General features: G+C 57.4%; 21 protein-coding genes and 3 pseudogenes. 17 read left to right on the forward strand and 7 right to left on the reverse strand.

Annotation, left to right across the window (positions count from 1 at the left end):
- Positions 1-48 precede the first annotated feature (48 nt).
- Positions 49-843: pseudogene (tcdA, locus tag TU86_RS05790) on the forward strand (tRNA cyclic N6-threonylcarbamoyladenosine(37) synthase TcdA); the annotation flags it as partial.
- 178 nt (positions 844-1,021) lie between these two features.
- On the opposite strand, the gene TU86_RS05795 reads toward tcdA, so the two are convergent.
- The 4 genes from TU86_RS05795 to TU86_RS05810 are packed head-to-tail and all read right to left on the reverse strand — an operon-like array spanning position 1,022 to position 4,135.
- Positions 1,022-1,429, reverse strand: a complete 408-nt coding sequence (locus tag TU86_RS05795) for a SufE family protein (protein WP_048363345.1) — start codon at positions 1,427-1,429, stop codon at positions 1,022-1,024.
- Positions 1,426-2,631 carry an aminotransferase class V-fold PLP-dependent enzyme gene (locus TU86_RS05800; protein ID WP_048363346.1) on the reverse strand — a complete coding sequence of 402 codons (1,206 nt, stop codon included), beginning with the start codon at positions 2,629-2,631 and terminating at the stop codon, positions 1,426-1,428. The genes TU86_RS05795 and TU86_RS05800 overlap by 4 nt, the downstream gene beginning before the upstream one ends.
- 58 nt (positions 2,632-2,689) lie before the next feature.
- Complete coding sequence (dapD, locus tag TU86_RS05805; protein ID WP_048363347.1) at positions 2,690-3,724, reverse strand: 2,3,4,5-tetrahydropyridine-2,6-dicarboxylate N-succinyltransferase; 1,035 nt, start codon at positions 3,722-3,724, stop codon at positions 2,690-2,692.
- 48 nt (positions 3,725-3,772) lie between these two features.
- Complete coding sequence (locus TU86_RS05810) at positions 3,773-4,135, reverse strand: ArsC family reductase (RefSeq protein WP_048363348.1); 363 nt, start codon at positions 4,133-4,135, stop codon at positions 3,773-3,775.
- Positions 4,136-4,384: 249 nt separating this feature from the next.
- Between TU86_RS05810 and TU86_RS05815 the strand changes: the two genes are divergently transcribed.
- Positions 4,385-6,031 carry a Na+/H+ antiporter gene (locus tag TU86_RS05815; protein WP_048363349.1) on the forward strand — a complete coding sequence of 549 codons (1,647 nt, stop codon included), beginning with the start codon at positions 4,385-4,387 and terminating at the stop codon, positions 6,029-6,031.
- Between the two features lie 78 nt (positions 6,032-6,109).
- Here TU86_RS05815 and dapC read toward each other — a convergent pair whose 3' ends face one another.
- The 3 genes and pseudogenes from dapC to map all read right to left on the reverse strand — a co-directional run.
- On the reverse strand, positions 6,110-7,309 hold the full coding sequence (dapC, locus tag TU86_RS05820; protein WP_048363350.1) for a succinyldiaminopimelate transaminase: 1,200 nt from the start codon (positions 7,307-7,309) through the stop codon (positions 6,110-6,112).
- A 26-nt stretch (positions 7,310-7,335) separates the two neighbouring features.
- Positions 7,336-10,038 (reverse strand): [protein-PII] uridylyltransferase, encoded by a 2,703-nt coding sequence (locus tag TU86_RS05825; RefSeq protein ID WP_048363351.1) that lies wholly within the window; start codon positions 10,036-10,038, stop codon positions 7,336-7,338.
- Between the two features lie 56 nt (positions 10,039-10,094).
- Positions 10,095-10,910, reverse strand: a pseudogene (gene map / locus TU86_RS05830) (type I methionyl aminopeptidase); the annotation flags it as partial.
- A gap of 338 nt (positions 10,911-11,248) precedes the next feature.
- Between map and rpsB the strand changes: the two are divergent.
- From rpsB to rnhB, 15 genes and pseudogenes are all read left to right on the forward strand, one after another.
- Positions 11,249-11,989, forward strand: coding sequence for a 30S ribosomal protein S2 (gene rpsB, locus TU86_RS05835; protein WP_048363353.1), 741 nt, complete (start codon positions 11,249-11,251; stop codon positions 11,987-11,989).
- A 206-nt stretch (positions 11,990-12,195) separates the two neighbouring features.
- Positions 12,196-13,065: a translation elongation factor Ts gene (gene tsf, locus TU86_RS05840; RefSeq protein ID WP_048363354.1), complete on the forward strand. Its 870-nt coding sequence runs from the start codon at positions 12,196-12,198 to the stop codon at positions 13,063-13,065.
- Between the two features lie 207 nt (positions 13,066-13,272).
- Positions 13,273-14,016: a UMP kinase gene (pyrH, locus tag TU86_RS05845; protein WP_048363355.1), complete on the forward strand. Its 744-nt coding sequence runs from the start codon at positions 13,273-13,275 to the stop codon at positions 14,014-14,016.
- Complete coding sequence (gene frr, locus TU86_RS05850; RefSeq protein WP_003440428.1) at positions 14,013-14,570, forward strand: ribosome recycling factor; 558 nt, start codon at positions 14,013-14,015, stop codon at positions 14,568-14,570. Before pyrH ends, frr begins: the two co-directional genes overlap by 4 nt.
- A gap of 15 nt (positions 14,571-14,585) precedes the next feature.
- On the forward strand, positions 14,586-15,341 hold the full coding sequence (uppS, locus tag TU86_RS05855; protein WP_048363356.1) for a polyprenyl diphosphate synthase: 756 nt from the start codon (positions 14,586-14,588) through the stop codon (positions 15,339-15,341).
- Positions 15,341-16,147 (forward strand): phosphatidate cytidylyltransferase, encoded by an 807-nt coding sequence (locus TU86_RS05860; RefSeq protein ID WP_048363357.1) that lies wholly within the window; start codon positions 15,341-15,343, stop codon positions 16,145-16,147. The genes uppS and TU86_RS05860 overlap by 1 nt, the downstream gene beginning before the upstream one ends.
- Positions 16,144-17,331 (forward strand): 1-deoxy-D-xylulose-5-phosphate reductoisomerase, encoded by a 1,188-nt coding sequence (ispC, locus tag TU86_RS05865; RefSeq protein ID WP_048363358.1) that lies wholly within the window; start codon positions 16,144-16,146, stop codon positions 17,329-17,331. The genes TU86_RS05860 and ispC overlap by 4 nt, the downstream gene beginning before the upstream one ends.
- A 44-nt stretch (positions 17,332-17,375) precedes the next feature.
- Positions 17,376-18,728: an RIP metalloprotease RseP gene (gene rseP / locus TU86_RS05870; RefSeq protein ID WP_048363359.1), complete on the forward strand. Its 1,353-nt coding sequence runs from the start codon at positions 17,376-17,378 to the stop codon at positions 18,726-18,728.
- 75 nt (positions 18,729-18,803) lie between these two features.
- On the forward strand, positions 18,804-21,149 hold the full coding sequence (gene bamA / locus TU86_RS05875) for an outer membrane protein assembly factor BamA (protein ID WP_048363360.1): 2,346 nt from the start codon (positions 18,804-18,806) through the stop codon (positions 21,147-21,149).
- Between the two features lie 43 nt (positions 21,150-21,192).
- Positions 21,193-21,696, forward strand: coding sequence for an OmpH/Skp family outer membrane protein (locus TU86_RS05880; protein WP_003440444.1), 504 nt, complete (start codon positions 21,193-21,195; stop codon positions 21,694-21,696).
- Between the two features lie 2 nt (positions 21,697-21,698).
- Positions 21,699-22,753 (forward strand): annotated as a pseudogene (gene lpxD, locus TU86_RS05885) (UDP-3-O-(3-hydroxymyristoyl)glucosamine N-acyltransferase).
- 109 nt (positions 22,754-22,862) lie between these two features.
- Positions 22,863-23,303, forward strand: a complete 441-nt coding sequence (gene fabZ, locus TU86_RS05890) for a 3-hydroxyacyl-ACP dehydratase FabZ (protein ID WP_048363361.1) — start codon at positions 22,863-22,865, stop codon at positions 23,301-23,303.
- Positions 23,300-24,076: an acyl-ACP--UDP-N-acetylglucosamine O-acyltransferase gene (lpxA, locus tag TU86_RS05895; RefSeq protein ID WP_048363362.1), complete on the forward strand. Its 777-nt coding sequence runs from the start codon at positions 23,300-23,302 to the stop codon at positions 24,074-24,076. The genes fabZ and lpxA overlap by 4 nt, the downstream gene beginning before the upstream one ends.
- Before the next feature lie 2 nt (positions 24,077-24,078).
- Positions 24,079-25,209: a lipid-A-disaccharide synthase gene (gene lpxB, locus TU86_RS05900; protein ID WP_048363363.1), complete on the forward strand. Its 1,131-nt coding sequence runs from the start codon at positions 24,079-24,081 to the stop codon at positions 25,207-25,209.
- A gap of 11 nt (positions 25,210-25,220) precedes the next feature.
- Positions 25,221-25,838, forward strand: coding sequence for a ribonuclease HII (gene rnhB, locus TU86_RS05905; RefSeq protein ID WP_048363364.1), 618 nt, complete (start codon positions 25,221-25,223; stop codon positions 25,836-25,838).
- Positions 25,839-25,914: the final 76 nt, after the last annotated feature.

Raw genomic sequence — 25,914 nt, forward strand, 5'->3', positions numbered from 1 at the left:
ATCGGTAAGACCGCCCTATAATGCGCGCCGGTTTTTGGGGTGTTGGTTATGAGTACAGAAGATCCGCGGTTTGCCGGTGTCGCCCGGTTATATGGTCTGGAAGGCATGGACCGTCTGCGTGCGGCGCATGTGGCGATCATTGGTGTAGGTGGCGTGGGGTCATGGGCCGCCGAAGCGATTGCGCGTTGTGGCGTGGGTGAAATTTCGCTATTTGATTTGGATGATGTCTGCGTCAGCAACACCAACCGCCAGCTGCATGCATTAAGTTCGAACGTTGGTCGGGACAAGGTTGAAGTGATGGCTGAGCGCCTGCGTCAGATCAACCCGGATTGCACTGTGCACGCGGTGGCGGACTTCGTAACCCGCGAAACCATGGCCGAGTACATCACCCCCGACATCGACTGCGTGATCGATTGCATCGACAGCGTGAATGCCAAGGCGGCGCTGATTGCCTGGTGCAAGCGCCGCAAGATCCAAATCATCACCACCGGTGGCGCGGGCGGGCAAATTGACCCGACGCTGATTCAAGTGTGTGATTTGAACCGTACCTTTAATGACCCGCTGGCCTCGAAAGTGCGCTCCACGTTGCGTCGTGATTATGGTTTTTCTCGGACCGTGACGCGTCATTACAGCGTGCCGTGTGTGTTCTCGACCGAACAGCTGCGCTACCCCAAGCCCGATGGCAGCATTTGCTTGCAGAAAAGTTTTGTGGGAGATGGGGTCAAGCTTGACTGCGCGGGTGGTTTTGGCGCGGTGATGATGGTCACGGCGACCTTTGGCATGGTGGCGGCGACCAAGGCGGTCGACAAAATCGTGGCGGGTGTGCGTCGGCCTTCAGAAAAACTCAAGCAAAAACAAAGCCCTCACCCTAGCCCTCTCCCCAAGGGAGAGGAGATTGAACGCGTGGAGTCGGCCACATCGGCAGCCTGAAGTTACGCCACGATTGCGGGCGGGCAGTATTTCTCAAGAACTCACCCATCAGTCCCCGCTCCCTTTGGGAGAGGATCAGGGTAAGGGGATTTTAGCCGAGCGCCAATTCCCGCATCCGCACTAAAACGGCATTCAAGCCATTGCTGCGGGACGGCGACAATTGGCGGCTCAAGCCCAACTGTTCGAACCACCCCGGCAAATCCACTTGCAACAATTGCTCAGCGCTTAAACCGTTCACTCGCGCCAGCAGCAGCGCCACCAGCCCGCGAATCAAGCGCGCATCACTGCTGGCCGCAAACTGCCAATGCCCGTCTTTCAATTCGCCCACCAACCACACCAGGCTTTCACAGCCCTGCACGAGGTTGGTGTCGGTTTTTTCGGTCTCGGGCAGTGCGGGTAAGCGTTGGCCCCACTGCATCAGCAAGCGCGCGCGCGACTCCCAGCCCACACACTGCTTAAAACTGTCGAGGGCAACGTGCGCTTCAGCGGGCAAGCTCATCGCAATAACTCCAACGCCTGATCAAGTGCCGTGAAGAATCGCTCAAGATCTTGCGAATCGTTGTACAGCGCCAATGACACGCGTATAGCGCCCGCCAGCCCCAGGCTTTTCAGCAATGGCATGGCGCAGTGGTGACCGGCACGCACCGCAATGCCTTGCTCCGTCAGCAGGTGTGCAAGGTCAGCGTTGTGCACGTCGTCGACGACAAAACTCACCAGTGCCAGTTGCGCAGTGCCCAGCAGGCGAATGCCGGGACGTTGCTGCAAGCCTTTGACCAGCAGCGCATGCAGGGCGGCTTCGTGGGCCTCGACGGCGTGTTGATCGAGGCTCGCCAAATAACTCAGGGTGGCGCCCAGGCCGATCACGCTGGCAATCGGCGGGGTGCCAGCCTCAAAACCCAGGGGCGCCGGGCGAAAGGTCGCGTGCTGGTAGTCGGCGTCTTGCACCATCTCCCCGCCAAACTGCCAATGCTGCAAGCGAGCGAGGGCTTCGTTACGCCCGCACAGCACGCCCAGCCCGTCAGGGCCGTACAGTTTGTGGCTGGAAAATACGTAGAAGTCGCACCCCAACGCGTGTACGTCATGACGGCCATGCACGACGCCTTGAGCGCCGTCGACCACGGTCAGCGCGTTGTGCGCTTTGGCCAGCGCCAACAGGGCGGGCAGGGGTTGCCACACGCCCAGCACGTTGGATAATTGGCTCACCGCCAACAGGCGGGTACGCGGGGTGATCAGTTGGGCAGCGGTGACAAGGTCAATCACGCCATCGCTGTCGAGCGGCAACACCACCAGTTTGAGGTGCTTGCGCTGGGCCAACTGTTGCCAGGGCAGCAGGTTGGCATGGTGTTCCAGGGCGCTGATGACGATTTCGTCACCGGCCTCAAATTGGTGTTCCAGCCCGTAGGCCAGCAAGTTCAGCGCCGAGGTGGCACCGTGGGTGAAAACGATGGTTGCGCGGTCGCCGGCATTGAGCCAGTGGGCGACTTTGGCGCGGCTGTTCTCAAAGGCCTGGGTCGCGTGGGCGCCCGGCAAGTGTTGGGCCCGGTGCACGTTGGCGGCGCCACTGGCGTAGTAGTGCGACAGTGCGTCGAGCAGGGCCTGGGGTTTTTGCGTGGTGGCAGCGTTGTCCAGATAGGTCTGGTCTTGACGTTGCAAGGCGGCGATGGCTGGGAAGTCAGCGCGCCAGGGAGAAGGCAAAAGCATGGTGTTGTGGCTCTGTTGACGAGGCCAGAAACTGGCCCCATCAGTGGCAGACAGACGCTTAGTTGTGCGCGTGCAGGGCTTCGTTCAGCTCGATGGCCGACTTGTGGGTTTTGCATTCCACCGCGCCGGTTTGCGAGTTGCGACGGAACAGCAGGTCGGACTGGCCCGCCAGTTCACGGGCTTTCACCACGTTGACCAGTTGGTTGTTTTCATCGAGCAGTGCCACTTTGGTACCCGCCGTGACGTACAGGCCAGACTCGACGGTGTTGCGGTCGCCCAGCGGGATGCCGATACCGGCATTGGCGCCGATCAGGCAGCCTTCGCCGACTTTGATCACGATGTTGCCGCCGCCCGACAGGGTGCCCATGGTGGAGCAACCGCCACCCAAATCCGACCCCTTGCCGACGAATACGCCCGCCGATACGCGGCCTTCGATCATGCCAGGGCCTTCGGTGCCCGCGTTGAAGTTGACGAAGCCTTCGTGCATCACAGTGGTGCCTTCGCCGATGTAAGCGCCCAGACGCAGACGTGCCGCGTCAGCGATACGCACGCCCGCCGGTACTACGTAGTCAGTCATTTTCGGGAACTTGTCGACCGAGAACACTTCCAGCAGATCGCCACGCAGACGGGCTTCGAGTTGACGTTCAGCCAATTCGCCGAGGTCGATGGCGCCCTGGCTGGTCCAGGCCACGTTTGGCAGCAGCGGGAACACGCCCGCCAGGTTCAGGCCGTGCGGTTTGACCAGGCGATGGGACAGCAGGTGCAGCTTGAGGTAAGCCTCGGGCGTGGACGTCAGGGCTGCGTCTTCGGCCAGCAAGGTGGCAACCAGAGGCTTGTGGCTTTCAGCCAGGCGGGTCAGCAACGCGGCTTGCGCGGCGTCCAGTGGTTTGGCCGCTTCAGCCATTTGCGCCGCTTGCGCGGTGGTGAAGGTGATTGCCTGATTGCCACCGGTGTAACCCAGGATCGGGGCGATGGCTGCAATCAGCTCGGCCGACGGGTTGAGCAGGGGTTGTGCGTAGAACACTTCCAGCCATGCGCCTTGACGGTTTTGAGTGCCGACGCCGAAGGCTGCGCTGAACAGGGTAGTAGACATGCAATTACCTCTTACAAAAATAAATGGGCGCACAATAAGCACTTGGGCTTAAAGAAGGGCTGCCGCATAAAGATCTGGCTTGAAGCCAATCAGGGTTTTGTCACCGAGATCGAGCACCGGGCGCTTGATCATCGAGGGTTGAGCGAGCATCAGTTCAACGGCTTTGGCTTGGTCGAGATCGGCTTTTTGTTCGTCGTCGAGCTTGCGAAAGGTTGTACCGGCGCGATTGAGCACCACTTGCCAGCCGTGCTCAGTGCACCACTGGTTGAGGTGTTCGCGGTCGATGCCCGTGCTTTTGTAGTCGTGAAAATCGTAGTGCAGCCCATTTTCATCCAGCCAGGTGCGCGCCTTTTTCATGGTGTCGCAGGCTTTGATGCCATAAAGGTGCAAGGTCTTGCTCGAATCGGTCACGGAAATTGCCCCTCCTTTGGAGATGCTTAAAATGAGCAGTCGCGGATTATGCCACGAGCGGCGCGCTGGGTGCGCCAGGCGTGGAGGTTGGCACGGTGTTGTGACATATCATCACGCCACTGCGACTTTTGTTGAGCGGTCAGCGTTTGCCATTAAAGGCTACTATGGCTCGGGATGGAAAAGTGTTGCCACTTATGTTTAGTTAAAAGCCGTTCAGTTTGAAGCGGCCCGCTCGGGAACCCTGCTGATATGCAAACCGCCTATACCGTCCTCATCCTGCTGATGCTGGTGGGTGTCTCGCGTCTATTGGGGCGTTTGATCCCGTTGCCATTACCCTTGGTGCAAATTGCCGCTGGTGCTTTGCTGGCCTGGCCAACACTGGGCCTGCATGTGGCGCTGGACCCTGAGTTGTTTCTGTTTCTGTTTTTGCCGCCGCTGCTGTTCTCCGATGGTTGGCGCATGCCCAAGCGTGAGTTCTGGCGTTTGCGTGGGCCGATTCTGACCTTGGCCGTGGGCCTGGTGCTGTTCACGGTGGTGGGGGCGGGGTACTTCATCCACTGGATCTTGCCGACCATTCCGTTACCCGTCGCCTTTGCGCTGGCCGCGGTGCTGTCGCCGACCGATGCGGTGGCCGTGTCGGCCATTGCGCAGAATCGCTTGCCGGCGCCCTTGATGCATATGTTGCAGGGCGAGGCGTTGATGAATGATGCAACGGGCCTGGTGACCTTCAAGTTCGCGCTGGTGGCGGCCATTACGGGCGTGTTTTCGTTGACCAATGCCAGTGTCACGTTCCTGTTGGTGGCGTGTGGCGGCTTGGCCATCGGTGTGGCATTGAGCTGGCTGGTGGGGCGCATGCGTGCCTGGATGATTGCGCGCGGTTGGGACGACCCGGCGACCCACGTGGTGTTTATGTTGTTGCTGCCGTTTGCAGCCTATGTGCTGGCCGAGCGCCTGGGTGCCTCGGGTATTTTGTCCGCCGTGGCGGCGGGCATGATGCAGAGCTGGCTGGACCTGTTGCCGCGCCAGACCAGCACACGCATGCTTAACCGCAGTGTGTGGGGGCTGCTGGAGTTTGCGTTCAACGGCCTGATCTTCCTGCTGCTGGGCCTGCAACTGCCGGACATCATCAAGGCGGTGGTCAGTCACGAAACCACTTTGTGGCCGACACTGATGTACCGCTGCCTGGATGTGGTGGCGGTGTTTTTGGTGTTGCTGGCGTTGCGTTTTATCTGGGTGCAGAGCATTTGGCGATTGTCGGGTCTGCTGCGACGCTGGCGCGGCAAGGGCGAACTGACGATGGTGCCGACGGCGCGTTCGTGCTGGTTGCTCACGGTCGGCGGTGTACGCGGGGCGGTAACGCTGGCAGGTGTGATGTCGGTGCCGCTGTTCATCAGTAAAGGCGTTGACTTCCCTGAGCGTGATTTGCTGATTTTCATCGCGGCCGGGGTGATTCTGCTGTCCTTGATTGCGGCGTGTATTGCCTTGCCGTTCCTGCTGCGCGGGATCGAAAAAAGCCCTGACGACGCCATGCGCAAAGAAGTGCGCGAGGCGTGGCGGCGCACGGCTGAAGCGGCGATTCACGCGCTGGAGACTGAAGAACGGGTGGAGCCGCAAACCCAGCAGGATGCGGCTCAGGCTGCTCTGGCAGCTGAATTGAAGGCGCGGATCATGTCCGAGTATCGGCATCAGTTGGAGGTCTACAACGATTCGGCGGAAGCGCAGGCGCTGGCGTCGCAAATGGACCTGCTGGAGAGTCGCCTGCGGATCAAGGCGCTCAGGGCGCAGCGACTGGAGCTGTACAGCATGCGTCGTCATCACGAGATTGGAGATGACGTACTGAGCGAGATCCTCAAGGATCTGGACATGAGCGAGGCGAATCTGGGTCAGGTCAAGTAGTCCCCCGTACCTCGATCCGCCGGCTGCGATCTTTGCGGATGAAAGATCGCAGCCAGCGACAGCGCCTATGAGGGCGGGTTAGCGGCGGCGCTGGATGAAGTCGCGGATTCGCTCGGCGGCCTCTACGCATTCGGCCAGTGGGGCCACCAGTGCCATGCGCACCCGGCCTGCGCCAGGATTGAAACCCTCGACTTCGCGCGACAGGTAGGAACCCGGTACGACGGTGACGTGTTCTTCGGCGAACAGGTCGCGGCAGAATGCAGCGTCGTCACCTTCCACCTGGGGCCACAGGTAAAAACCGCCATCAGGGCGTTGCACATCCAGCACCGGGCTCAAAATCTCCAGTACCGCGTCGAATTTCTCGCGGTACAGGTCGCGGTTGGTGCGCACGTGGGCTTCGTCGTTCCATGCCGCAATGCTCGCCAGTTGCGTTTGCACCGGCATGGCACAGCCGTGGTAGGTGCGATAGAGCAAGAATGCCTTGAGGATCTGTGCATCGCCCGCCACGAAACCGGAACGCAGCCCCGGCAGGTTTGAACGCTTGGACAGGCTGTGAAACACCACGCAACGTTTGAAGTCTTCACGGCCCAAGGCAACGCAGGCGCTGAGCAGGCCGACCGGTGGGGTGTGCTCGTCGAAATACAGTTCGCTGTAGCACTCGTCCGCGGCAATCACGAAGTCGTACTCGTCTGCCAAGGCAATCAGCTTTTTCAGGGTTTGAAGCGGGATCAGTGCGCCGGTCGGGTTGCCCGGTGAGCACAGGAACAGAATTTGGCAGCGCTTCCAGGTGTCGGGGCTCACGGCATCAAAATCGGGGTTGAAGCCATGTTCGGCCAGGCACGGCAGGTAATGCGGTGTGGCACCGGCCAGAAAGGCTGCGCCTTCATAGATTTGATAGAACGGGTTGGGGCTGATCACCAGCGCGTCGTCGCCACGGTTGACCACGGTCTGGGTGAAGGCAAACAGCGCTTCACGCGTGCCGTTGACCGGCAGGATGTTGCGCGCCGGGTCGAGCCAGCCAGCCGGCACGTTGAAGCGGCGCTCGGCCCAGTGGCCAATGGTTTCGCGCAAGAGGGGGATGCCCAGCGTGGTCGGGTAGACCGCCATCTGGTCGAGGTTATCGGCCAGCGCCTTGGCCACGAAATCGGGCGAGCGGTGTTTCGGCTCGCCAATCGACAGTGCAATCGGGCGTTTGTTTGCGTTGGGCTGCACGCTGCCAAGCAGGGCGCGCAGTTTTTCGAACGGGTAAGGCTGCAACTGGTTCAGAGCGTTGTTCATCGGGTGCGGGTCTCACTCGGCGGCGCTTAAATGCTCAGGCGCCACGGTTCTGGGGTGGCATCTTTATTGACCGTTAATTGCTCGACGATTGCTTCCTGCAGGCGCATGCACAGTTGCGGGTCAGACAAGGGTTGGTTGTTTTCATCGGTGATGAAAAAGACGTCTTCTACGCGCTCGCCCAAGGTGGCGATCTTGGCGTTTTGCAGCGACAGATCGAATTCCAGAAAGATCATTCCGATGCGGGCCAGTAAGCCGGGGCGGTCGGGAGCGCTGAGCTCGAGCACCGTTACAGGGCGCTGTGCATCGTTATGGATCGTGACCTGCGGCGCGAAGGCAAAGTGTTTGAGCTGGCGCGGCACGCGGCGCTGGATGATGGTCGGGTAGTCATCCGGATTGCGCAGGGCTTCGGTCAGGCCTTTGCGGATTTTTTCGATGCGCTCGGGGTTGTTGCCAATCGAGTCGCCGTCGTTGTCGAGCACGATGTAGGTGTCGAGGGTGAACTGGCTGCTGGAGGTGATGATGCGCGCGTCATGGATGTTGAGGTTGAGTTGGTCCATGGCCGCTACGGTCACTGCGAAGAAGTCGTGTTGGTCGGGGGCGTAGATGAAGATCTGGGTGCCGCCTTCAAAGTCGCGCTGGGTGGTCTCTTTGATCAACACCAGCGGGCCGCCGTCGGCAGGCTGTTGCAAGATGGCTTCGGTGTGCAGGGCGACATCGGCCGAGGTGTGACGCAAGAAGTAGTCGTCCCCCAGTTGCGACCACAGTTGCTCGACATCGTCCTGGTCGTTGCCGTTGCGTACCAACGTGTCCAGCGCCGCGCTTTGGGTCTGACGGATCTGCTCTTCACGGTCTACCGGGTTTTCCAGGCCGCGCCGCAAGGCCCGCTTGGTCTCGGTATAGAGCTGGCGCAACAGGCTGGCGCGCCAGGAGTTCCAGAGCGTCGGGTTGGTGGCGTTGATGTCGGCGACGGTCAGTACATAAAGGTAGTCGAGGTGGGTCTCATCGCCCACCGCCTGTGCGAAGTCATGGATCACTTGCGGGTCGGACAAGTCCTTGCGCTGGGCGGTGGTCGACATCACGAGATGGTTTTGCACCAGCCACACGATCAGCCGGGTGTCCCACTGCGGCAACTGATGGCGAATGCAGAAGGCTTCGGCATCCACGGCGCCGATTTCGGAATGGTCGCCGTGACGGCCCTTGCCGATGTCGTGGTACAGGCCTGCCAGATAGATCAATTCCGGTTTGGGCAGTTTGGCCATCAGTTTGCTGGCCAACGGAAATTTCTCGGACACCTGGGTGTACTGCAATTTGCGCAGGTGCTTGATCAAGTTCAGCGTGTGCGCATCGACCGTATAAATGTGGAACAGGTCGTGCTGCATCTGGCCGACGATAAACCCGAATTCGGGCAGGTAACGTCCCAAAATGCCGTAGCGGTTCATCCGTCGCAGGTTGCGATGAATACCGTTCTTGCACTTGAACAGCTCAATAAACAGGCTGGTATTGCGAATGTCATTACGGAAATCGTCGTCGATCAGGTAACGGTGCTCACGCAACAAGCGAATGGTGTCGGCGCGTACGCCTTTGATTTCCGGGTGTTGGGCCATCAGCAGGAAAATTTCCAGCATGGCAAACGGCGTGCGCTTGAACACCTGGTCACTGGTGGCTTCTATATAGCCGTCGTGCAGCTGAAAGCGCGAGTTGATGGGCGTAGGCGGTGCTTCGTCTTCGGGGGCCAGAATGACCTCTTCGAAGTGCTGAATGATCAGGTCGCTGAGCTGAGCGATGCTCATGACCACCCGATAGTACTGTTGCATGAAGTTTTCGATGGTCTGTTTGGTGTCTTCGCCCGCAAAGCCCAGCAGCTCGGCGATGCTGCGCTGGTGATCGAACAACAGGCGGTCTTCAGCGCGCCCGGCCAGCATATGCAGCGCGTACCGCACCTTCCATAAAAATTCTTGGGAGGAGGCGAGCAGGGCGTGTTCGCTCTCGACCAGAAAACCTTCGCCTGCCAACGCGCGCAGGTTGAGGGTGCCGTATTGACGACGGGCAACCCACAAGATGGTCTGGATGTCGCGCAGGCCGCCCGGAGAACCTTTGACGTTGGGTTCCAGGTTGTATTCCGTGTCGTTGTACTTGTGGTGTCGGGCTTTTTGTTCGGCGTGCTTGGCCAGAAAGAAGTCTTTGCTGGGCCACATGTGCGCGGTGCTGGTGACGTCCAGCATGCGCTGGCGTAAATGTTCGGGGCCGGCCACGGTGCGGCTTTCCATCAGGTTGGTGATGATGGTCAGGTCGGCGCGGGCTTGTTCGGCGCACTCCTCCACTGAGCGCACGCTCTGACCGACTTCCAGGCCAATGTCCCAAAGTAACGTCAGAAAGCGCTCAATTGAGTCGCGAAAAATTTCGTGATCGGCGTTGTCCAGCAAGATCAGCAGGTCAATGTCGGAGTAGGGGTGCAGTTCGCCGCGGCCGTAGCCGCCTACCGCCACCAGCGCGATATCGGCTTCGGCGCTCCAACTGAACTGGTCCCAAGCCTGATTCAGGATGCAGTCAACGAACCAGGCGCGATCCTCGATCAAACGTCGAATGTCGCGCCCTGTGCGAAAGCGGTCGTCGAGCACCTCACGTGCCTGGCGGATCGCCTTTTTGAAGGCGGCAATGGGGCTTGCCTTTAATGCCAGTTCGGCCTGGAACTGGCCACGGTCAAAAAGTTCGGGATCCACCTGCGGCATTGATTGGCTTTCCTGTGGCTGGGTTGTGGCTATCTATAGAGAAGCGACTGCAAACATCAGGCCGAAACGCGCGCGATGGTGTCATCGCTGCGCAGGGTAAAGATCTCGTAGCCGGTGTCGGTGACCAGCAGCGTGTGTTCCCACTGCGCTGACAACTTGCGGTCCTTGGTGATCGCGGTCCAGCCATCGCCCAGCACTTTGGTGTCGGCTTTGCCCTGGTTGATCATCGGCTCGATGGTGAAGGTCATGCCGGCTTTGAGTTCCATGCCGGTGCCCGCGCGGCCGTAGTGCAGGATTTGCGGTTCTTCGTGGAACACTTTGCCGATGCCGTGACCACAGAACTCGCGCACCACCGAAAAGCCGTTCTTTTCAGCGTGCTTCTGGATCACTTCACCGATATCGCCCAGGCGGCAGCCCGGTTTGACGATTTCAATGGCTTTGTACATGCACTCTTGTGTCACTTGCGACAGGCGCTCAGCCCAGACTGGCACTTTGCCAACATGGAACATGCGGCTGGTATCGCCGTGGTAGCCGTCCTTGATCACCGTAACGTCGATGTTCAGGGTGTCGCCTTCCTTCAACGCCTTGTCGCCCGGAATGCCGTGGCAGACGACGTGGTTGATCGAGGTGCAGATCGACTTAGGGAAGCCTTTGTAGTTGAGCGGGGCTGGAATGGCCTTTTGCACATTGACGATGTAATCGTGGCAGATGCGGTCCAGCTCTTCGGTGGTCACGCCGGGCTTGACGTACTCGGCGATCATTTCCAGGACTTCGGCGGCCAGTTTGCCGGCGACACGCATTTTTGCGATGTCCTCGGGGGTTTTGAGGGTGACGGTCATACAGGCTCTCTTCGCGCGTTGGCGCTCATCAACGGGTTTGCGGGTGCGTGTTCGGCAACACCCTGACGTAAAAACGCGATTCTAACAGACGACCGGCGTTAATCATGGGCCGCTTGCCATCGTTTCTCTTAATGGAATGGGGCATTCTGGCTCTATTGCGCGCCTTGCGCAAAAGCGCATGGAAGAAAGTCAGAATCCGTGTTTCGTTTTTTGGCCGTCTTGTGTTATAAAATGCGCCGCTTTGCGGGTATAGCCCGCTGAGCACAAACCCACACACGTGTCGACACGATGACCTGGGTGCCTTCAGCTCGAAGCTGCTGGTTGGTCATTGGGATACGTGGAGGCCTAACCCGACTTATTAAGGAACTATCATGTCCCAAGTCAACATGCGCGATATGCTGAAGGCCGGTGTGCACTTCGGTCACCAAACCCGTTACTGGAACCCGAAGATGGGTAAATACATCTTTGGCGCGCGTAACAAGATTCACATCATCAACCTTGAAAAAACCCTGCCAATGTTCAACGAAGCTCTGACTTTCGTAGAGCGTCTGGCCCAGGGCAAAAACAAGATTCTGTTCGTCGGCACCAAGCGTTCCGCTGGCAAGATCGTTGCTGAAGAAGCAGCACGTTGCGGTTCGCCGTACGTGGATCACCGCTGGTTGGGCGGCATGCTCACCAACTTCAAAACCATCCGTGCTTCCATCAAGCGTCTGCGTGACCTTGAAATCCAGGCCGAAGACGGTACGTTCGCCAAGCTGACCAAGAAAGAGGCGCTGATGCGCACTCGCGATCTGGAAAAGCTGGATCGTAGCCTGGGTGGTATCAAGGACATGGGCGGTCTGCCAGACGCTCTGTTCGTTATCGACGTTGACCACGAGCGTATCGCGATCACCGAAGCTAACAAGTTGGGTATCCCGGTTATCGGCGTTGTCGATACCAACAGCAGCCCAGAAGGTGTTGACTACATCATCCCGGGTAACGATGACGCAATCCGCGCTATCCAGCTGTACATGGGCGCGATGGCTGATGCTGTAATCCGTGGCCGTAACCACGTTGCTGGCGGCACCGACGTATTCGTCGAAGACGCTCCAGCTGCAGCGGTTGAAGGCTGAGTAATTAACGCCTAGCGTTTACTCAGTACGCAAAAAGGGGGCTTGGCCCCCTTTTTGCCACCTCGAAATCCATTTGTTGGACACGCCTCTGTCGTTGCTGTATCAAATTGCGGCTGGCAGGGTTGCATCGAGGCAGGCTTCACACGAATTGAACGCCCGTTTGGTCGGGTGGAATGGTTGAAAACCTATCCAAGAGGAATTTTGAAATGGCAGAGATTACTGCAGCGTTGGTTAAAGAGCTTCGTGAGCGTACTGGCGAAGGCATGATGGATTGCAAGAAAGCCTTGACCAAGGCTGGCGGCGACATCGAAAAAGCCATCGACGATATGCGTGCTTCGGGCGCCATCAAGGCCGCCAAAAAAGCAGGCAACGTTGCTGCTGAAGGCGCTATCGCAGTTAAAGTTGCGGATGACAACAAGTCGGCCGTAATTCTGGAAGTTAACTCGCAAACCGACTTCCTGGCTCTGCAAGATGACTTCAAGAAATTCGTAGCTGACAGCGTTGAAAAAGCGTTCGCAGACAAGCTGACCGAAGCCGCTCCGCTGATCGCTGCTCAAGAAGCTGATCGTCTGGTTCTGGTAGGCAAAGTAGGCGAAAACGTTAACATTCGTCGTCTGACCCGCGTTGAAGGTGATGTTGTTGATGCTTACCTGCACGGCAACAAAATCGGTGTTGTTGTTGCTCTTAAAGGCGGTAACGCTGAACTGGCTCGCGACATCGCAATGCACGTTGCTGCCAGCAACCCAGAATTCCTGCTGCCATCGCAGGTTTCCGCTGACGCAATCGAACGCGAAAAAACCGTGTTCATGAGCCTCAACGAAGACAAGATCAAAGGCAAGCCAGCAGAAATCGTTGAAAAAATGGTTGCCGGTCGTATCAGCAAGTTCCTGGCTGAAGCCAGCCTGGTTGAGCAGGCGTTCGTTAAGAACCCTGAAATCAAGGTCGGTGAGCTGGCCAAGAAAGCCGGTGCTGAAATCGTTTCCTTCACTTACTACAAAGTAGGTGATGGTATCGAGAAGCCGGTTGACGACTTCGCTGCTGAAGTAGCTGCTCAAGTGGCTGCAAGCAAGCAATAAGACGGTTTCCAACTGTCGACCCTAAGAGGCTGCCCGCTCACGCGCGCAGCCTCTTTTCAAATGGGTGAGGGTTTTACCTTTCCCGGCGGAACCGGTTTGCAAAATCGTGATCCGATGGTGCTGTTGTGCAGCGCCAAGCTAGAGTAAGCGCAGGCTGAAACCAGCCTCGCACAGATTTTTTATAAAACGCGGCAGGAGAGATTCGCAATGGCTCAGCAGGGCAGTGGTTATCAAGCTCGCTATAAACGCATTCTACTCAAGCTAAGCGGCGAGGCCCTGATGGGCTCTGAAGATTTCGGGATCGACCCCAAGGTCCTCGACCGCATGGCGCTGGAAGTTGGCCAATTGGTTGGCATCGGCGTTCAGGTAGGTTTGGTGATTGGTGGTGGCAACCTGTTCCGTGGCGCTGCGTTGAGTGCTGCCGGCATGGATCGTGTCACCGGCGACCACATGGGCATGCTGGCAACCGTGATGAACGCCTTGGCCATGCGCGATGCGCTGGAACGTGCGAATATCTCCGCCATCGTAATGTCGGCCATTTCCATGGTCGGCGTGACGGATCACTATGACCGTCGCAAGGCGATGCGCCACTTGAACGCGAAAGAAGTGGTGATTTTCGCTGCGGGTACGGGCAATCCATTCTTCACAACGGATTCTGCCGCCTGCTTGCGAGCCATTGAAATCGACGCTGATGTGGTGCTTAAAGCCACCAAGGTTGACGGCGTATACACCGCAGATCCATTCAAAGACCCGCATGCCGAGAAGTTCGATCATCTGACTTACGATGAAGTGCTGGATCGCAAGCTGGGCGTTATGGACCTGACGGCTATCTGTCTGTGCCGCGACCACAAAATGCCATTGCGCGTATTTAACATGAACAAGCCAGGCGCCCTGCTTAACATTGTTCACGGCGGTGCTGAAGGCACTCTGATCGAGGAAGGTCAACAATGATTAACGAAATCAAAAAAGACGCACAAACGCGCATGCAAAAGTCGCTGGAGTCGCTGAGCCATGCATTTGGCCAGATCCGTACCGGCAAGGCTCACCCAAGCATTCTGGGCAGCGTGATGGTGCCTTACTACGGCTCGGATACTCCGATTAGCCAAGTCGCCAACATTACCGTTAAAGACTCTCGCACCCTGCAAGTGGTGGCGTTCGAGCGCAACATGCTCGGTGCAGTCGACAAGGCAATCCAGAGCGCTGGCCTGAACCTCAATCCGACCAATCTGGGCGAGTTGCTGCTCATCTCCATGCCGGCCCTGACGGAAGAAACCCGAAAGGTTTTTGCCAAGCAAGCGCGTGACGCCGCAGAAGATGCGCGTATTGCTGTGCGTAACATCCGTCGTGATGCCTTGAGCCAGTTGAAAGACCTGGTCAAAGAAAAAGAAATCAGCGAAGACGAAGAGCGCCGTGCTGCTGATGATATCCAGAAGCTGACCGACAAGGCTGTTGCTGATATTGAAACGGCGACCAAGCAGAAAGAAGCGGACCTGATGGCCGTATAAGGGTCTGGGCGTTTTATGGAAAAGACCAAGCAGGCTGTGTCGCCATCGGTGCCGCGACATGTCGCGATCATCATGGATGGCAATAATCGCTGGGCGAAAAAGCGCTTTATGCCGGGGGTTGCCGGGCATAAAGCGGGCGTGGATGCTGTCCGTGCAGTGATTGAGGTGTGCGCCGAGGCTAAGGTCGAGGTGCTCACTTTGTTCGCTTTTTCCAGTGAAAACTGGCAGCGACCTGCGGCTGAAGTCAGCGCCTTGATGGATTTATTCTTCAAGGCGTTGCGTCGTGAGGCCAAGCGCCTCAACGAAAACAACATCAGTCTGCGCATTATCGGTGATCGCTCACGTTTCCATCCCGAGCTGCAAGCGGCGATGCGTGAAGCGGAGACGATCACTGCCGGGCCTGGACGCTTTGTACTGCAAATTGCCGCTAATTACGGCGGTCAGTGGGACATTGCTCAGGCCGCTCAGCGCTTGGCGCGTGAGGTTCAGGCGGGTCATTTGCAACCTGAAGACATCACGCCCGATTTGCTGCAAACCTGTCTGGTAACTGGCGATCTGCCGTTGCCTGATTTGTGCATCCGCACCGGTGGCGAACATCGCATCAGTAATTTCTTGCTGTGGCAGTTGGCCTATTCCGAACTCTACTTCTCCGACCTGTTCTGGCCGGACTTCAAACACGAAGCCATGCGTCATGCATTGGCTGATTTCGCTTCTCGCCAGCGTCGCTTCGGTAAAACGAGCGAGCAGGTTGAGGCTGGAGCCCGGGTTTAATGCTTAAACAACGCATCATCACTGCACTTATCTTGCTGCCAATCGCCTTGTGCGGTTTTTTCCTGCTTGAAGGGTCCAACTTTGCGCTCTTTATAGGGCTGGTTGTGACGCTGGGCGCATGGGAATGGGCGCGGTTGGCCGGTTTTACCGCTCAAGCTGCCCGTGTTGGCTTCGCCGTCATCGTTGCGCTCCTGCTGTTTTGCCTGCACTTATTGCCTGACCTCGCGCCCTGGGTGCTGGCGGCTGCGGTGGTGTGGTGGGCGGCGGCCACCTTTTTGGTGCTGACGTTCCCCGAGTCGGCTTCGCGCTGGTCGAGCACGGCGGCAAAGCTGGTGATTGGCCTGCTGATCCTGCTGCCTGCCTGGCAGGGGTTGGTCATGATCAAGGCCATGGCGCTGGGCAATTGGCTGATCATGGCGGTGATGGTGTTGGTGTGGGGGGCAGACATCGGCGCCTATTTTTCAGGGCGTAAATTTGGCAAGCGCAAACTCGCCCCTAAAGTCAGCCCCGGTAAAAGCTGGGAAGGCGTCTTCGGTGGCTTGGTCCTGAGCCTGCTGATCACGCTTGTGGTTGGCATTGTGCGCGGCTGGAGCGCCGGCGAGATGGTTGCTGCGTTGGCGGGTGCGGCGGTTGTAGTATTGATTTCGGTGGTGGGCGACCTCACAGAAAGCATGTTCAAGCGTCAGGCGGGCATCAAAGACAGCAGCAATCTATTGCCGGGCCATGGCGGTGTGCTGGATCGCATTGACAGCCTGACGGCGGCGATCCCTGTGTTCGCGGTGTTGCTGTGGATGGCGGCATCATGAGTCGTCCTCAATTCATCACGGTGCTGGGTGCAACAGGTTCTATTGGCCTGAGTACCCTGGATGTGATTGCGCGTCACCCAGATCGTTATCAGGTGTTTGGCTTGAGCGGCTATAGTCGCCTCAATGAACTGCTGGCCTTGTGCGTGCAGCACAGGCCACAGGTCGCGGTGGTGCCACATGCGCAGGCCGCGCTTGAGTTGCAAGCCGGTTTGTGCGCTGCGGGCCTGAGTACCGAAGTGTTGGTCGGCGAGCAAGGCTTGTGTGATATTTCGTCGGCGCCGCAAGTCGATGCCGTGATGGCGGCGATTGTCGGTGCAGCAGGGCTGCGTCCTACGCTGGCGGCGGTCAATGCGGGCAAGAAAATACTGCTGGCGAACAAAGAAGCGTTGGTAATGACAGGCGCTTTGTTCATGCAGGCGGTGCGCCGCAGTGGCTCAGTGTTGTTGCCCATTGACAGTGAGCACAACGCGATCTTTCAGTGCTTGCCGCAGGATTTTGCGCGCGGCTTGGGTCGTGTGGGTGTTCGGCGTATTTTGCTGACGGCCTCAGGCGGTCCTTTCCGTGAAACGCCATTGGCTGACCTGGAGCGGGTGACCCCTGATCAGGCGTGCGCTCATCCCAATTGGTCGATGGGGCGCAAAATTTCAGTCGATTCAGCCAGCATGATGAACAAAGGGCTTGAGTTGATTGAGGCGTGCTGGCTGTTCGACGCCAAGCCAAGTCAGGTTGAAGTGGTGATTCATCCGCAAAGCGTGATTCACTCGCTGGTGGACTATATAGATGGCTCGGTGTTGGCGCAGTTGGGTAACCCGGACATGCGAACCCCGATTGCCAATGCATTGGCCTGGCCAGAGCGTATTGATTCGGGGGTCGCGCCCCTGGACCTCTTTTCGGTGGCGCGGCTGGACTTCCAACGCCCGGATGAGCAGCGTTTTCCATGCTTGCGCCTGGCGCGCGAGGCCGCAGCGGCTGGCAACAGTGCGCCAGCCATGCTCAACGCGGCCAATGAAGTGGCGGTGGCGGCGTTTTTGGGTGGTCGGATTCGCTACCCGCAGATTGCTCAGTTGATTGAAGACGTTCTAAATAAAGAGCCTGTGGTAGCCGTCGACGAATTGGAGGCAGTATTTGCCGCTGATGCCAAGGCGCGTGTATCGGCTGAACAATGGTTGAGCCGTAAGGGTTGATCAGGGCTGCTTGCCGGAACCGGACAGGATCGCGGAGAAAGTAGATGAGTGCGCTTTATATGATTGTTGGCACCCTGGTGGCATTGGGGGTGCTGGTCACTTTTCATGAATTCGGTCACTTTTGGGTGGCGCGCCGTTGCGGCGTCAAGGTTCTGCGTTTCTCTGTGGGCTTCGGCACGCCGTTACTGCGTTGGCGCGATCGCCAGGGCACTGAATTTGTGGTGGCAGCCATTCCGTTGGGTGGCTACGTAAAAATGCTTGATGAGCGGGAGGGCGACGTCCCTGTCGATCAGTTGGATCAGTCCTTTAACCGCAAAACTGTTGGGCAGCGTATTGCGATCGTTGCAGCAGGCCCGATTGCGAACTTCATGTTGGCGATGCTGTTTTTCTGGATTTTGGCCATGTTGGGCAGCCAGCAGGTGCGCCCGGTCATTGGTGCGGTCGAAAGCGGTAGCCTGGCTGCGCAGGCCGGTCTGGTGGCCGGTCAGGAAATCGTCGCCATTGATGGCGAGCCGACGACCGGCTGGTCCAACGTCAATTTGCAGTTGGTGCGTCGCCTGGGTGAGAGCGGGACGATTCAAGTAGCCGTGCGTGATGCCGGTTCGACTTCAGAGTCCGCGCATCAGGTGGTGTTGCATGATTGGCTAAAAGGCGCCAACGAGCCGGATCCTATCAGTTCTTTGGGTATTCGCCCCTGGCGCCCCGAGTTGCCGGCTGTTTTGGCCGAGCTGGACCCAAAGGGCCCTGCGCATGCTGCCGGGCTCAAGACAGCGGACACGCTGCTGGCCATGAACGATCAGCCGGTCAAGGACTGGCAGCAAGTGGTGGATTGGGTTCGTGAGCGCCCGGGTGCGCAGATCGTATTGCGTGTAGCGCGTGATGGTGTGCCCCTTGAGGTGCCTGTCACCTTGGCTGCGCGCGGTGAAGGCAAGGCTGCCACGGGTTATCTGGGGGCAGGGGTCAAGGGTGTGGACTGGCCGCCCGAGATGATTCGTGAGGTCAGTTACGGTCCGCTAGCCGCAATTGGCGAGGGCGCAAAACGCACTTGGACCATGAGCGTATTGACGCTCGACTCACTTAAGAAAATGTTGTTCGGCGAGCTCTCGGTAAAAAACTTGAGTGGACCGATAACCATTGCTAAAGTGGCGGGCGCTTCTGCCCAGTCGGGTGTTGCGGATTTCCTGAATTTCCTGGCTTATCTGAGTATCAGTCTTGGGGTTCTGAACTTGTTGCCCATACCAGTATTGGATGGGGGACATTTGTTGTTTTATCTGATCGAGTGGGCGCGTGGTCGTCCCTTGTCGGATCGGGTGCAGGGTTGGGGAATGCAGATCGGTATCAGTTTGGTGATCGGGGTGATGTTACTTGCTCTGGTCAACGATCTGGGCCGTCTGTAAACGCTTCGCTGAATTGCGAATCTGCCGCATTTTGCGGCAGTTTGTTTATTGCCAGTTGGAATAAGAAAGGACTTCATGAAACGTCTGCTGCTAACTGCGGTTCTCGCCGTACTGATGATCGCCGAAGTTCACGCCGAGTCCTTCACTATCTCTGATATTCGTGTCAACGGGCTGCAGCGGGTTTCCGCTGGTAGCGTGTTTGGCGCGTTGCCGCTGAACGTGGGTGAGGTAGCGGATGACCGCCGTTTGGTGGAATCCACTCGTGCGTTGTTCAAAACCGGGTTCTTTCAGGACATCCAACTGGGTCGTGATGGCAATGTGCTTGTCATTACGGTTGTCGAACGTCCTTCCGTCTCCAGCATCACCATTGACGGTAACAAGGCGATCTCCACTGACGACCTGATGAAAGGTCTTAAACAGTCGGGTCTTGCCGAAGGCGAAATCTTCCAGCGCGCCACCCTTGAAGGTGTGCGTAACGAGCTGCAACGTCAGTACGTTGCCCAAGGCCGCTACTCGGCTACGGTGGACACCGAAGTGGTGTCCGAGCCGCGCAACCGGGTTGCCTTGAAGGTCAATATCAACGAAGGCACGGTGGCAGCCATCCAGCACATCAACGTGGTGGGTAATACTGTTTTCCCGGAAGACGACCTCGTTGATCTGTTCGAGCTGAAAACCACCAACTGGTTGTCGTTCTTCAAGAATGACGACAAGTATGCGCGTGAAAAACTCTCGGGCGACCTTGAACGTCTGCGCTCTTACTACCTCGATCGCGGCTATATCAATATGGATATTGCTTCGACTCAGGTCTCGATCACGCCCGACAAGAAAAACGTCTACATCACGGTCAACGTGAACGAAGGCGAAAAATTCAATGTGGGTGAAGTCAAGCTGAGCGGTGACCTCAAGGTCCCAGAAGACCAGATCAAATCGCTGCTGCTGGTTCAGCCGGGCCAGGTGTTCTCGCGTAAGCTGATGACCACCACCTCTGAGCTGATTACCCGTCGTCTGGGTAACGAAGGCTATACCTTTGCCAACGTTAACGGCGTGCCGCAGCCAAACCCTGAAGATCACACCGTAGCCATTACGTTTGTGGTTGATCCGGGCAAGCGTGCTTACGTTAACCGCATCAACTTCCGTGGCAACACCAAATCTGAAGACCAGGTGCTGCGCCGCGAAATGCGTCAAATGGAAGGCGGCTGGGCGTCGACTTACCTCATTGATCAGTCCAAGGTGCGTCTTGAGCGTCTGGGCTTCTTCAAGGAAGTGAACGTAGAAACCCCGGCAGTGCCAGGCACTGACGACATGGTTGACGTTAACTACGCCGTAGAAGAACAAGCCTCCGGCTCGATCACCGCCAGCGTCGGCTTTGCCCAGAGCGCCGGTTTGATCCTCGGTGGCTCGATCACTCAGAACAACTTCCTGGGTACCGGTAACCGCGTCAGCCTCGGCTTGACCCGCAGTGAGTACCAGAGCCGTTACAACTTCAGCTACGTTGATCCTTACTGGACTGCCGATGGCGTGAGCCTGGGCTACAACGCGTTCTATCGCACCACTGACTACAAAGAACTCGACGTTGATGTTGCAAACTATTCGGTGGACAGCCTGGGTGCAGGCATCACCATGGGCTACCCGATCAGCGATACGTCACGTCTGACCTATGGCCTGAGCGTGCAGCAGGATGAAATCAGCACAGGTGATTACACCGTCGACGAGATTTTCGACTTCGTAAACCGTGAAGGTGACAAGTACCTCAACTTCAAGGCATCGGTGGGCTGGTCCGAGTCGACGCTGAACAAAGGTGTGTTGCCAACCCGCGGTAGCTCGCAAAGCCTGACGCTTGAGACCACTATTCCGGGCAGCGACCTGCAATTCTACAAACTGGATTACCGTGCACAGCTGTTCCAGCCGTTGACTGATACCTACACCATGCGCCTGCACACTGAGCTGGGCTATGGTGATGGTTATGGTTCAACCTCAGGGCTTCCGTTCTACGAGAATTACTACGCCGGTGGTTTCAACTCGGTACGTGGCTTTAAAGACAGTGCCTTGGGTCCTCGCAGTACGCCAAGTACAGGTAAGAACGGTACCTTGGTCGACCCGGACCAGGATTCGCTGCCATTCGGTGGTAACGTGCTGATCCAGGGTGGTGTTGAAGTGCTCTTCCCAATGCCGTTTGTGAAAGATCAACGCTCCCTGCGCACCTCCGTATTCTGGGATGTGGGTAACGTGTTCGACACGAACTGCAAAGGCGATACCAAAGATTGCGATATCGGCTTTAGCAACCTGGCCAGTTCTGTGGGTGTTGGCGTAACGTGGGTCACTGCTCTTGGTCCGTTGAGCTTCAGCTTGGCGATGCCAATCAAGAAACCGGATGATGCCGATACACAGGTGTTCCAATTCTCTCTCGGCCAGACTTTCTAAAAGCCTGACTTCAGATAACACAACGATTTTGTAGGAGTGCATCGTGCGTAAGTTGACTCAATTGGTTCTCCTGGCTTCGGTTCTGGTAGCAGGTCCGGCGTTCGCCGACATGAAAATCGCCGTACTGAACTATCAGATGGCGCTGCTCGAATCGGACGCTGCCAAGCGTTACGCCGTCGATGCCGAGAAAAAATTCGGTCCGCAACTGACTAAGCTCAAGTCCCTGGAAAGCAGTGCCAAAGGCATTCAGGATCGTTTGGTCAAAGGCGGCGACAAAATGCAGCAAGGCGAGCGTGAGCGTCTGGAGCTTGAATTCAAGCAAAAGGCCCGCGATTTCCAGTTCCAGTCCAAGGAGCTGAATGAAGCCAAAGCAGTTGCTGACCGTGAAATGCTGAAACAGCTGAAGCCAAAACTGGACAGCGCTGTTGAAGAAGTCATCAAGAAAGGTGCCTTTGACCTGGTGTTCGAGCGTGGTGCTGTGATTGATGTAAAGCCTCAGTACGACATCACTCGCCAAGTCATTGAGCGCATGAATCAGCTGAAGTAATTATGACTGCGACTATAAAACTCGGCTATTTGGCCGAGTTCCTCGGTGCCACCTTGCGTGGCAGCGCGGAGAAAGAAATCACTGGGCTAGCCACTTTACAAGAGGCTGGCCCATCTCAGTTGAGCTTTCTGGCCAACCCTCAATACCGAAAATACCTGGTGGATTGTCAGGCTGGAGCTGTATTGCTCAAGTCAGCCGATGCCGAAGGGTATGTCGGTGATGCGTTGATTGTGCCCGACCCTTATCTGGCGTATGCCCGTATTTCCCACCTGTTTGATCCCAAGCCCAAAGCCGTGGCCGGGGTTCATCCTACTGCGGTAATTGCGGCTGACTCAGTGATTGATCCTGCGGCAAGCATTGGTGCCTTTGCGGTAATTGAAAGCGGTGCGCGCATTGCGGCCGGCGTTACCATTGGCCCTCATTGCTTTATCGGCGCTCGCTGCGAAATCGGCGAAGGTGGCTGGCTGGCTCCCCGCGTGACGCTTTATCACGATGTTCGCATCGGCAAGCGCGTGGTCATTCAGTCAGGTGCGGTGCTGGGGGGCGAAGGCTTCGGTTTTGCCAACGAGAAAGGTGTGTGGCAAAAAATCGCCCAGATCGGCGGCGTGTCCATTGGTGATGACGTTGAAATTGGCGTCAACACGGCTATCGACCGCGGTGCACTGGCAGATACGGTCATTGGCAATGGCGTCAAGCTTGATAACCAGATTCAGATCGCGCACAACGTGCAGATCGGTGACCATACGGCGATGGCCGCGTGTGTCGGGATTTCGGGAAGCACTAAAATCGGCAAACACTGCATGTTGGCCGGCGGTGTGGGGCTGGTGGGGCATATCGAGGTCTGCGATAACGTTTTTCTCACCGGCATGACCATGGTGACGCATTCGATTACCGAGCCAGGCGCCTATTCTTCCGGTACGGCGATGCAACCAGCGGCTGAGTGGCGCAAGAGTGCAGCACGTATTCGCCAGCTGGACGACATCGCAAGAAGGTTGAAACAACTGGAAAAGCGCGTCGAGAAGTGACCCCTGAGGGTATCGCTTCATCTGAAAGCTAATACTATTTCCATATCAGGTGCGCAGAACCACTGGTTTGTGCGCTTGATTTGCTAGAGGAGCCCGCCTTTGTCGCGCGCGCCCAATCTTTATTACAGGCTTCCCCACGAAATGATGGACATCAACGAGATTCGCGAATATCTGCCTCACCGTTACCCGTTCCTGCTGGTGGATCGAGTGGTGGATCTGGATGTCGAGAACAAACGCATTCGTGCCTACAAGAATGTCAGCATCAACGAGCCTTTCTTCAATGGTCACTTCCCGGCGCATCCGATCATGCCCGGTGTTCTGATCATTGAAGCGATGGCTCAGGCTGCGGGCATTCTTGGTTTTAAAATGCTCGACCTGAAGCCTGCTGACGGCACGCTTTACTATTTCGTAGGCTCCGACAAGCTGCGTTTCCGCCAGCCAGTCACGCCGGGCGACCAATTGATCCTTGAAGCCAAGTTCTTGAGCTGCAAGCGTCAAATCTGGAAGTTCGAGTGCCAGGCGTCGGTTGATGGCAAGCCGGTATGCTCGGCTGAAATTATCTGTGCGGAACGCAAACTATGAGTTTGATTGACCCTCGCGCAATCATCGATCCGACGGCCATTTTGGCCGACGACGTCGAGGTCGGCCCTTGGTCGATCATCGGCGCAGGTGTGGAAATCGGCGAGGGGACAGTGATTGGGCCGCATGTGATTCTCAAAGGCCCAACCAAAATCGGTAAACACAATCGCATCTACCAGTTCTCCTCGGTAGGCGAAGACACGCCCGACTTGAAGTACAAGGGCGAAGAAACACGGCTGGTGATCGGTGATCACAATGTGATTCGTGAAGGTGTCACCATCCATCGCGGTACGGTTCAGGACCGTGCCGAGACCACGTTGGGTGATCACAACCTGATCATGGCGTATGCCCATATCGGGCATGACAGCGTGATTGGTAACCACTGCATTCTGGTCAACAACGCCGCATTGGCGGGCCATGTGCATATGGGGGATTGGGCGATTTTGTCCGGTTTCACTTTGGTTCATCAGTTTTGCCATATCGGCGCTCACAGCTTTTCCGGCATGGGCACGGCGATAGGCAAGGATGTTCCTGCGTTTGTAACCGTGTTCGGCAGCCCTGCCGAAGCGCGCAGCATGAACTTGGAAGGCATGCGCCGTCGCGGTTTCAGCGAAGATGCCATCCATGCGCTGCGCCGCGCTTACAAAGTGGTTTACCGCCAGGGGCTGACGGTGGAGCAAGCGCTTGTCGAGCTGGCTGATCCCGCCGCGCAATTTCCCGAAGTTGCCCTGTTTGTCGACTCCATCCGTTCTTCCACACGTGGCATCACCCGCTGATCATGGCCAGATTGCGTATTGCGCTGGTGGCGGGGGAAGCCTCGGGCGATATTTTGGGTTCGGGTTTGATGCGGGCACTCAAAGCCCAGCACCCTGATGTTGAGTTTATCGGGGTCGGTGGTCCGTTGATGGAGGCCGAGGGCATGCGCTCTTACTTCCCGATGGAACGTCTCTCTGTCATGGGGCTGGTTGAAGTACTGGGTCGCTTGCGTGAACTGCTCAAGCGTCGCAAGGAGCTGGTTCAGACACTTATTGCCGAAAAGCCGGACGTGTTCATCGGCATCGATGCTCCGGACTTCACCCTCAATATCGAGCTTCAATTACGCCGTGCCGGGATCAAAACCGTGCATTACGTCAGCCCGTCGGTCTGGGCCTGGCGTCAGAAGCGTGTGCTTAAAATTCGCGAAGGCTGCGACTTGATGCTCACGTTGTTGCCTTTTGAAGCCAAATTCTACGAAGAGCACGGCGTGCCGGTGCGTTTTGTCGGGCATTCGCTGGCTGACACCATCCCGCTGCACGCGGATAAAGCCGCAGCACGCGCTGAGTTAGGGTTGGCAGACGGGCCGTTGGTCGCTTTGATGCCCGGCAGTCGTGGGGGGGAGGTGGGCAAGCTGGGAGGATTATTCCTCGATGCTGCGCAGAAAATCCACGCAGTCCGCCCTGAAGTACGTTTTGTGCTGCCGTGCGCCAATGCCGCACGACGCGAGCAAGTCGAGCAGTTGCTGATTGGACGCGACTTGCCGCTGACGCTGCTGGACGGCCGATCGCACTTGGCGTTGGCAGCGTGTGATGCGGTGTTGATTGCGTCTGGTACGGCGACCCTTGAGGCGTTGTTGTACAAGCGGCCGATGGTCGTGGCTTACCGGCTTGCGCGGCTCACGTTCTGGATTCTCAAGCGTCTGGTCAAAAGTCCTTACGTGTCTTTGCCTAATTTGTTGGCCCAGCGCATGTTGGTGCCGGAGTTATTACAGGACGCAGCCACCCCTGACGCACTGGCGCAAACCCTGTTGCCGCTCCTGGACAATGGTGATGAGCAAACGCAGGGGTTTGACGCCATACATCGCACATTGCGCCTCGACGCCTCCAATCAGGCGGCCAAGGCCGTGTTGGAACTGATTGCACAATCCAAATGAGTAAAGTGACTATGCAAATCGGATTGGACTTCAATCTGGTCGAAGATCTTGTGGCCGGCGTTGATGAAGTCGGTCGCGGCCCGTTGTGTGGAGCGGTCGTGACCGCGGCGGTGATTCTCGACCCTGCGCGCCCGATTGCGGGCCTTAATGACTCGAAAAAACTGACCGAAGCGCGCCGCGAAAAGCTCTATGACGAAATCTGCGAAAAGGCCCTGAGCTGGTGCATTGCACGCGCAGAAGTTGAAGAGATTGACGAGTTGAATATTCTGCATGCCACTATGTTGGCCATGCAGCGTGCCGTAGAAGGGTTGAGCATCACCCCGAAACTGGCAATGATCGACGGCAATCGTTGCCCTGCGTTGACAATGCCTGCTGAGGCCGTTGTAAAAGGCGATAGCAAAGTACCGGCGATTGCCGCAGCGTCGATTTTGGCCAAGGTCAGTCGTGACCGCGAGATGGCCGCTTTTGAGCTGCAATATCCGGGTTATGGCATCGGCGGCCACAAGGGCTACCCGACAGCTGTACATCTTGAAGCCCTTGAACGTCTTGGTCCTACACCCATTCACCGACGTTCCTTTGGTCCGGTGCGGCGAGCCTACGAGGCGCGCGAAGGTCTGACCGAGGTTTAGCCTCAAGGCTGATGTTTTTGCCAAGGCCCGGTACAATCCGGGCCTTGTTGTTTCTCAAAGCTTATAGACAGGATCA

Origin of the sequence: Pseudomonas weihenstephanensis (assembly GCF_001043055.1) — a bacterium.
Classification (GTDB): Bacteria; Pseudomonadota; Gammaproteobacteria; order Pseudomonadales; family Pseudomonadaceae; genus Aquipseudomonas; species Aquipseudomonas weihenstephanensis.

Bases quoted from the DNA above. Each gene is read 5' to 3' on its own strand.
- TU86_RS05795 (WP_048363345.1), bottom strand. From the start codon at position 1,429: ATGAGCTTGCCCGCTGAAGCGCACGTTGCCCTCGACAGTTTTAAGCAG.
- TU86_RS05800 (WP_048363346.1), bottom strand. From the start codon at position 2,631: ATGCTTTTGCCTTCTCCCTGGCGCGCTGACTTCCCAGCCATCGCCGCC.
- dapD (WP_048363347.1), bottom strand. From the start codon at position 3,724: ATGTCTACTACCCTGTTCAGCGCAGCCTTCGGCGTCGGCACTCAAAAC.
- TU86_RS05815 (WP_048363349.1), top strand. From the start codon at position 4,385: ATGCAAACCGCCTATACCGTCCTCATCCTGCTGATGCTGGTGGGTGTC.
- dapC (WP_048363350.1), bottom strand. From the start codon at position 7,309: ATGAACAACGCTCTGAACCAGTTGCAGCCTTACCCGTTCGAAAAACTG.
- TU86_RS05825 (WP_048363351.1), bottom strand. From the start codon at position 10,038: ATGCCGCAGGTGGATCCCGAACTTTTTGACCGTGGCCAGTTCCAGGCC.
- rpsB (WP_048363353.1), top strand. From the start codon at position 11,249: ATGTCCCAAGTCAACATGCGCGATATGCTGAAGGCCGGTGTGCACTTC.
- tsf (WP_048363354.1), top strand. From the start codon at position 12,196: ATGGCAGAGATTACTGCAGCGTTGGTTAAAGAGCTTCGTGAGCGTACT.
- pyrH (WP_048363355.1), top strand. From the start codon at position 13,273: ATGGCTCAGCAGGGCAGTGGTTATCAAGCTCGCTATAAACGCATTCTA.
- frr (WP_003440428.1), top strand. From the start codon at position 14,013: ATGATTAACGAAATCAAAAAAGACGCACAAACGCGCATGCAAAAGTCG.
- uppS (WP_048363356.1), top strand. From the start codon at position 14,586: ATGGAAAAGACCAAGCAGGCTGTGTCGCCATCGGTGCCGCGACATGTC.
- TU86_RS05860 (WP_048363357.1), top strand. From the start codon at position 15,341: ATGCTTAAACAACGCATCATCACTGCACTTATCTTGCTGCCAATCGCC.
- ispC (WP_048363358.1), top strand. From the start codon at position 16,144: ATGAGTCGTCCTCAATTCATCACGGTGCTGGGTGCAACAGGTTCTATT.
- rseP (WP_048363359.1), top strand. From the start codon at position 17,376: ATGAGTGCGCTTTATATGATTGTTGGCACCCTGGTGGCATTGGGGGTG.
- bamA (WP_048363360.1), top strand. From the start codon at position 18,804: ATGAAACGTCTGCTGCTAACTGCGGTTCTCGCCGTACTGATGATCGCC.
- fabZ (WP_048363361.1), top strand. From the start codon at position 22,863: ATGATGGACATCAACGAGATTCGCGAATATCTGCCTCACCGTTACCCG.
- lpxA (WP_048363362.1), top strand. From the start codon at position 23,300: ATGAGTTTGATTGACCCTCGCGCAATCATCGATCCGACGGCCATTTTG.
- lpxB (WP_048363363.1), top strand. From the start codon at position 24,079: ATGGCCAGATTGCGTATTGCGCTGGTGGCGGGGGAAGCCTCGGGCGAT.
- rnhB (WP_048363364.1), top strand. From the start codon at position 25,221: ATGCAAATCGGATTGGACTTCAATCTGGTCGAAGATCTTGTGGCCGGC.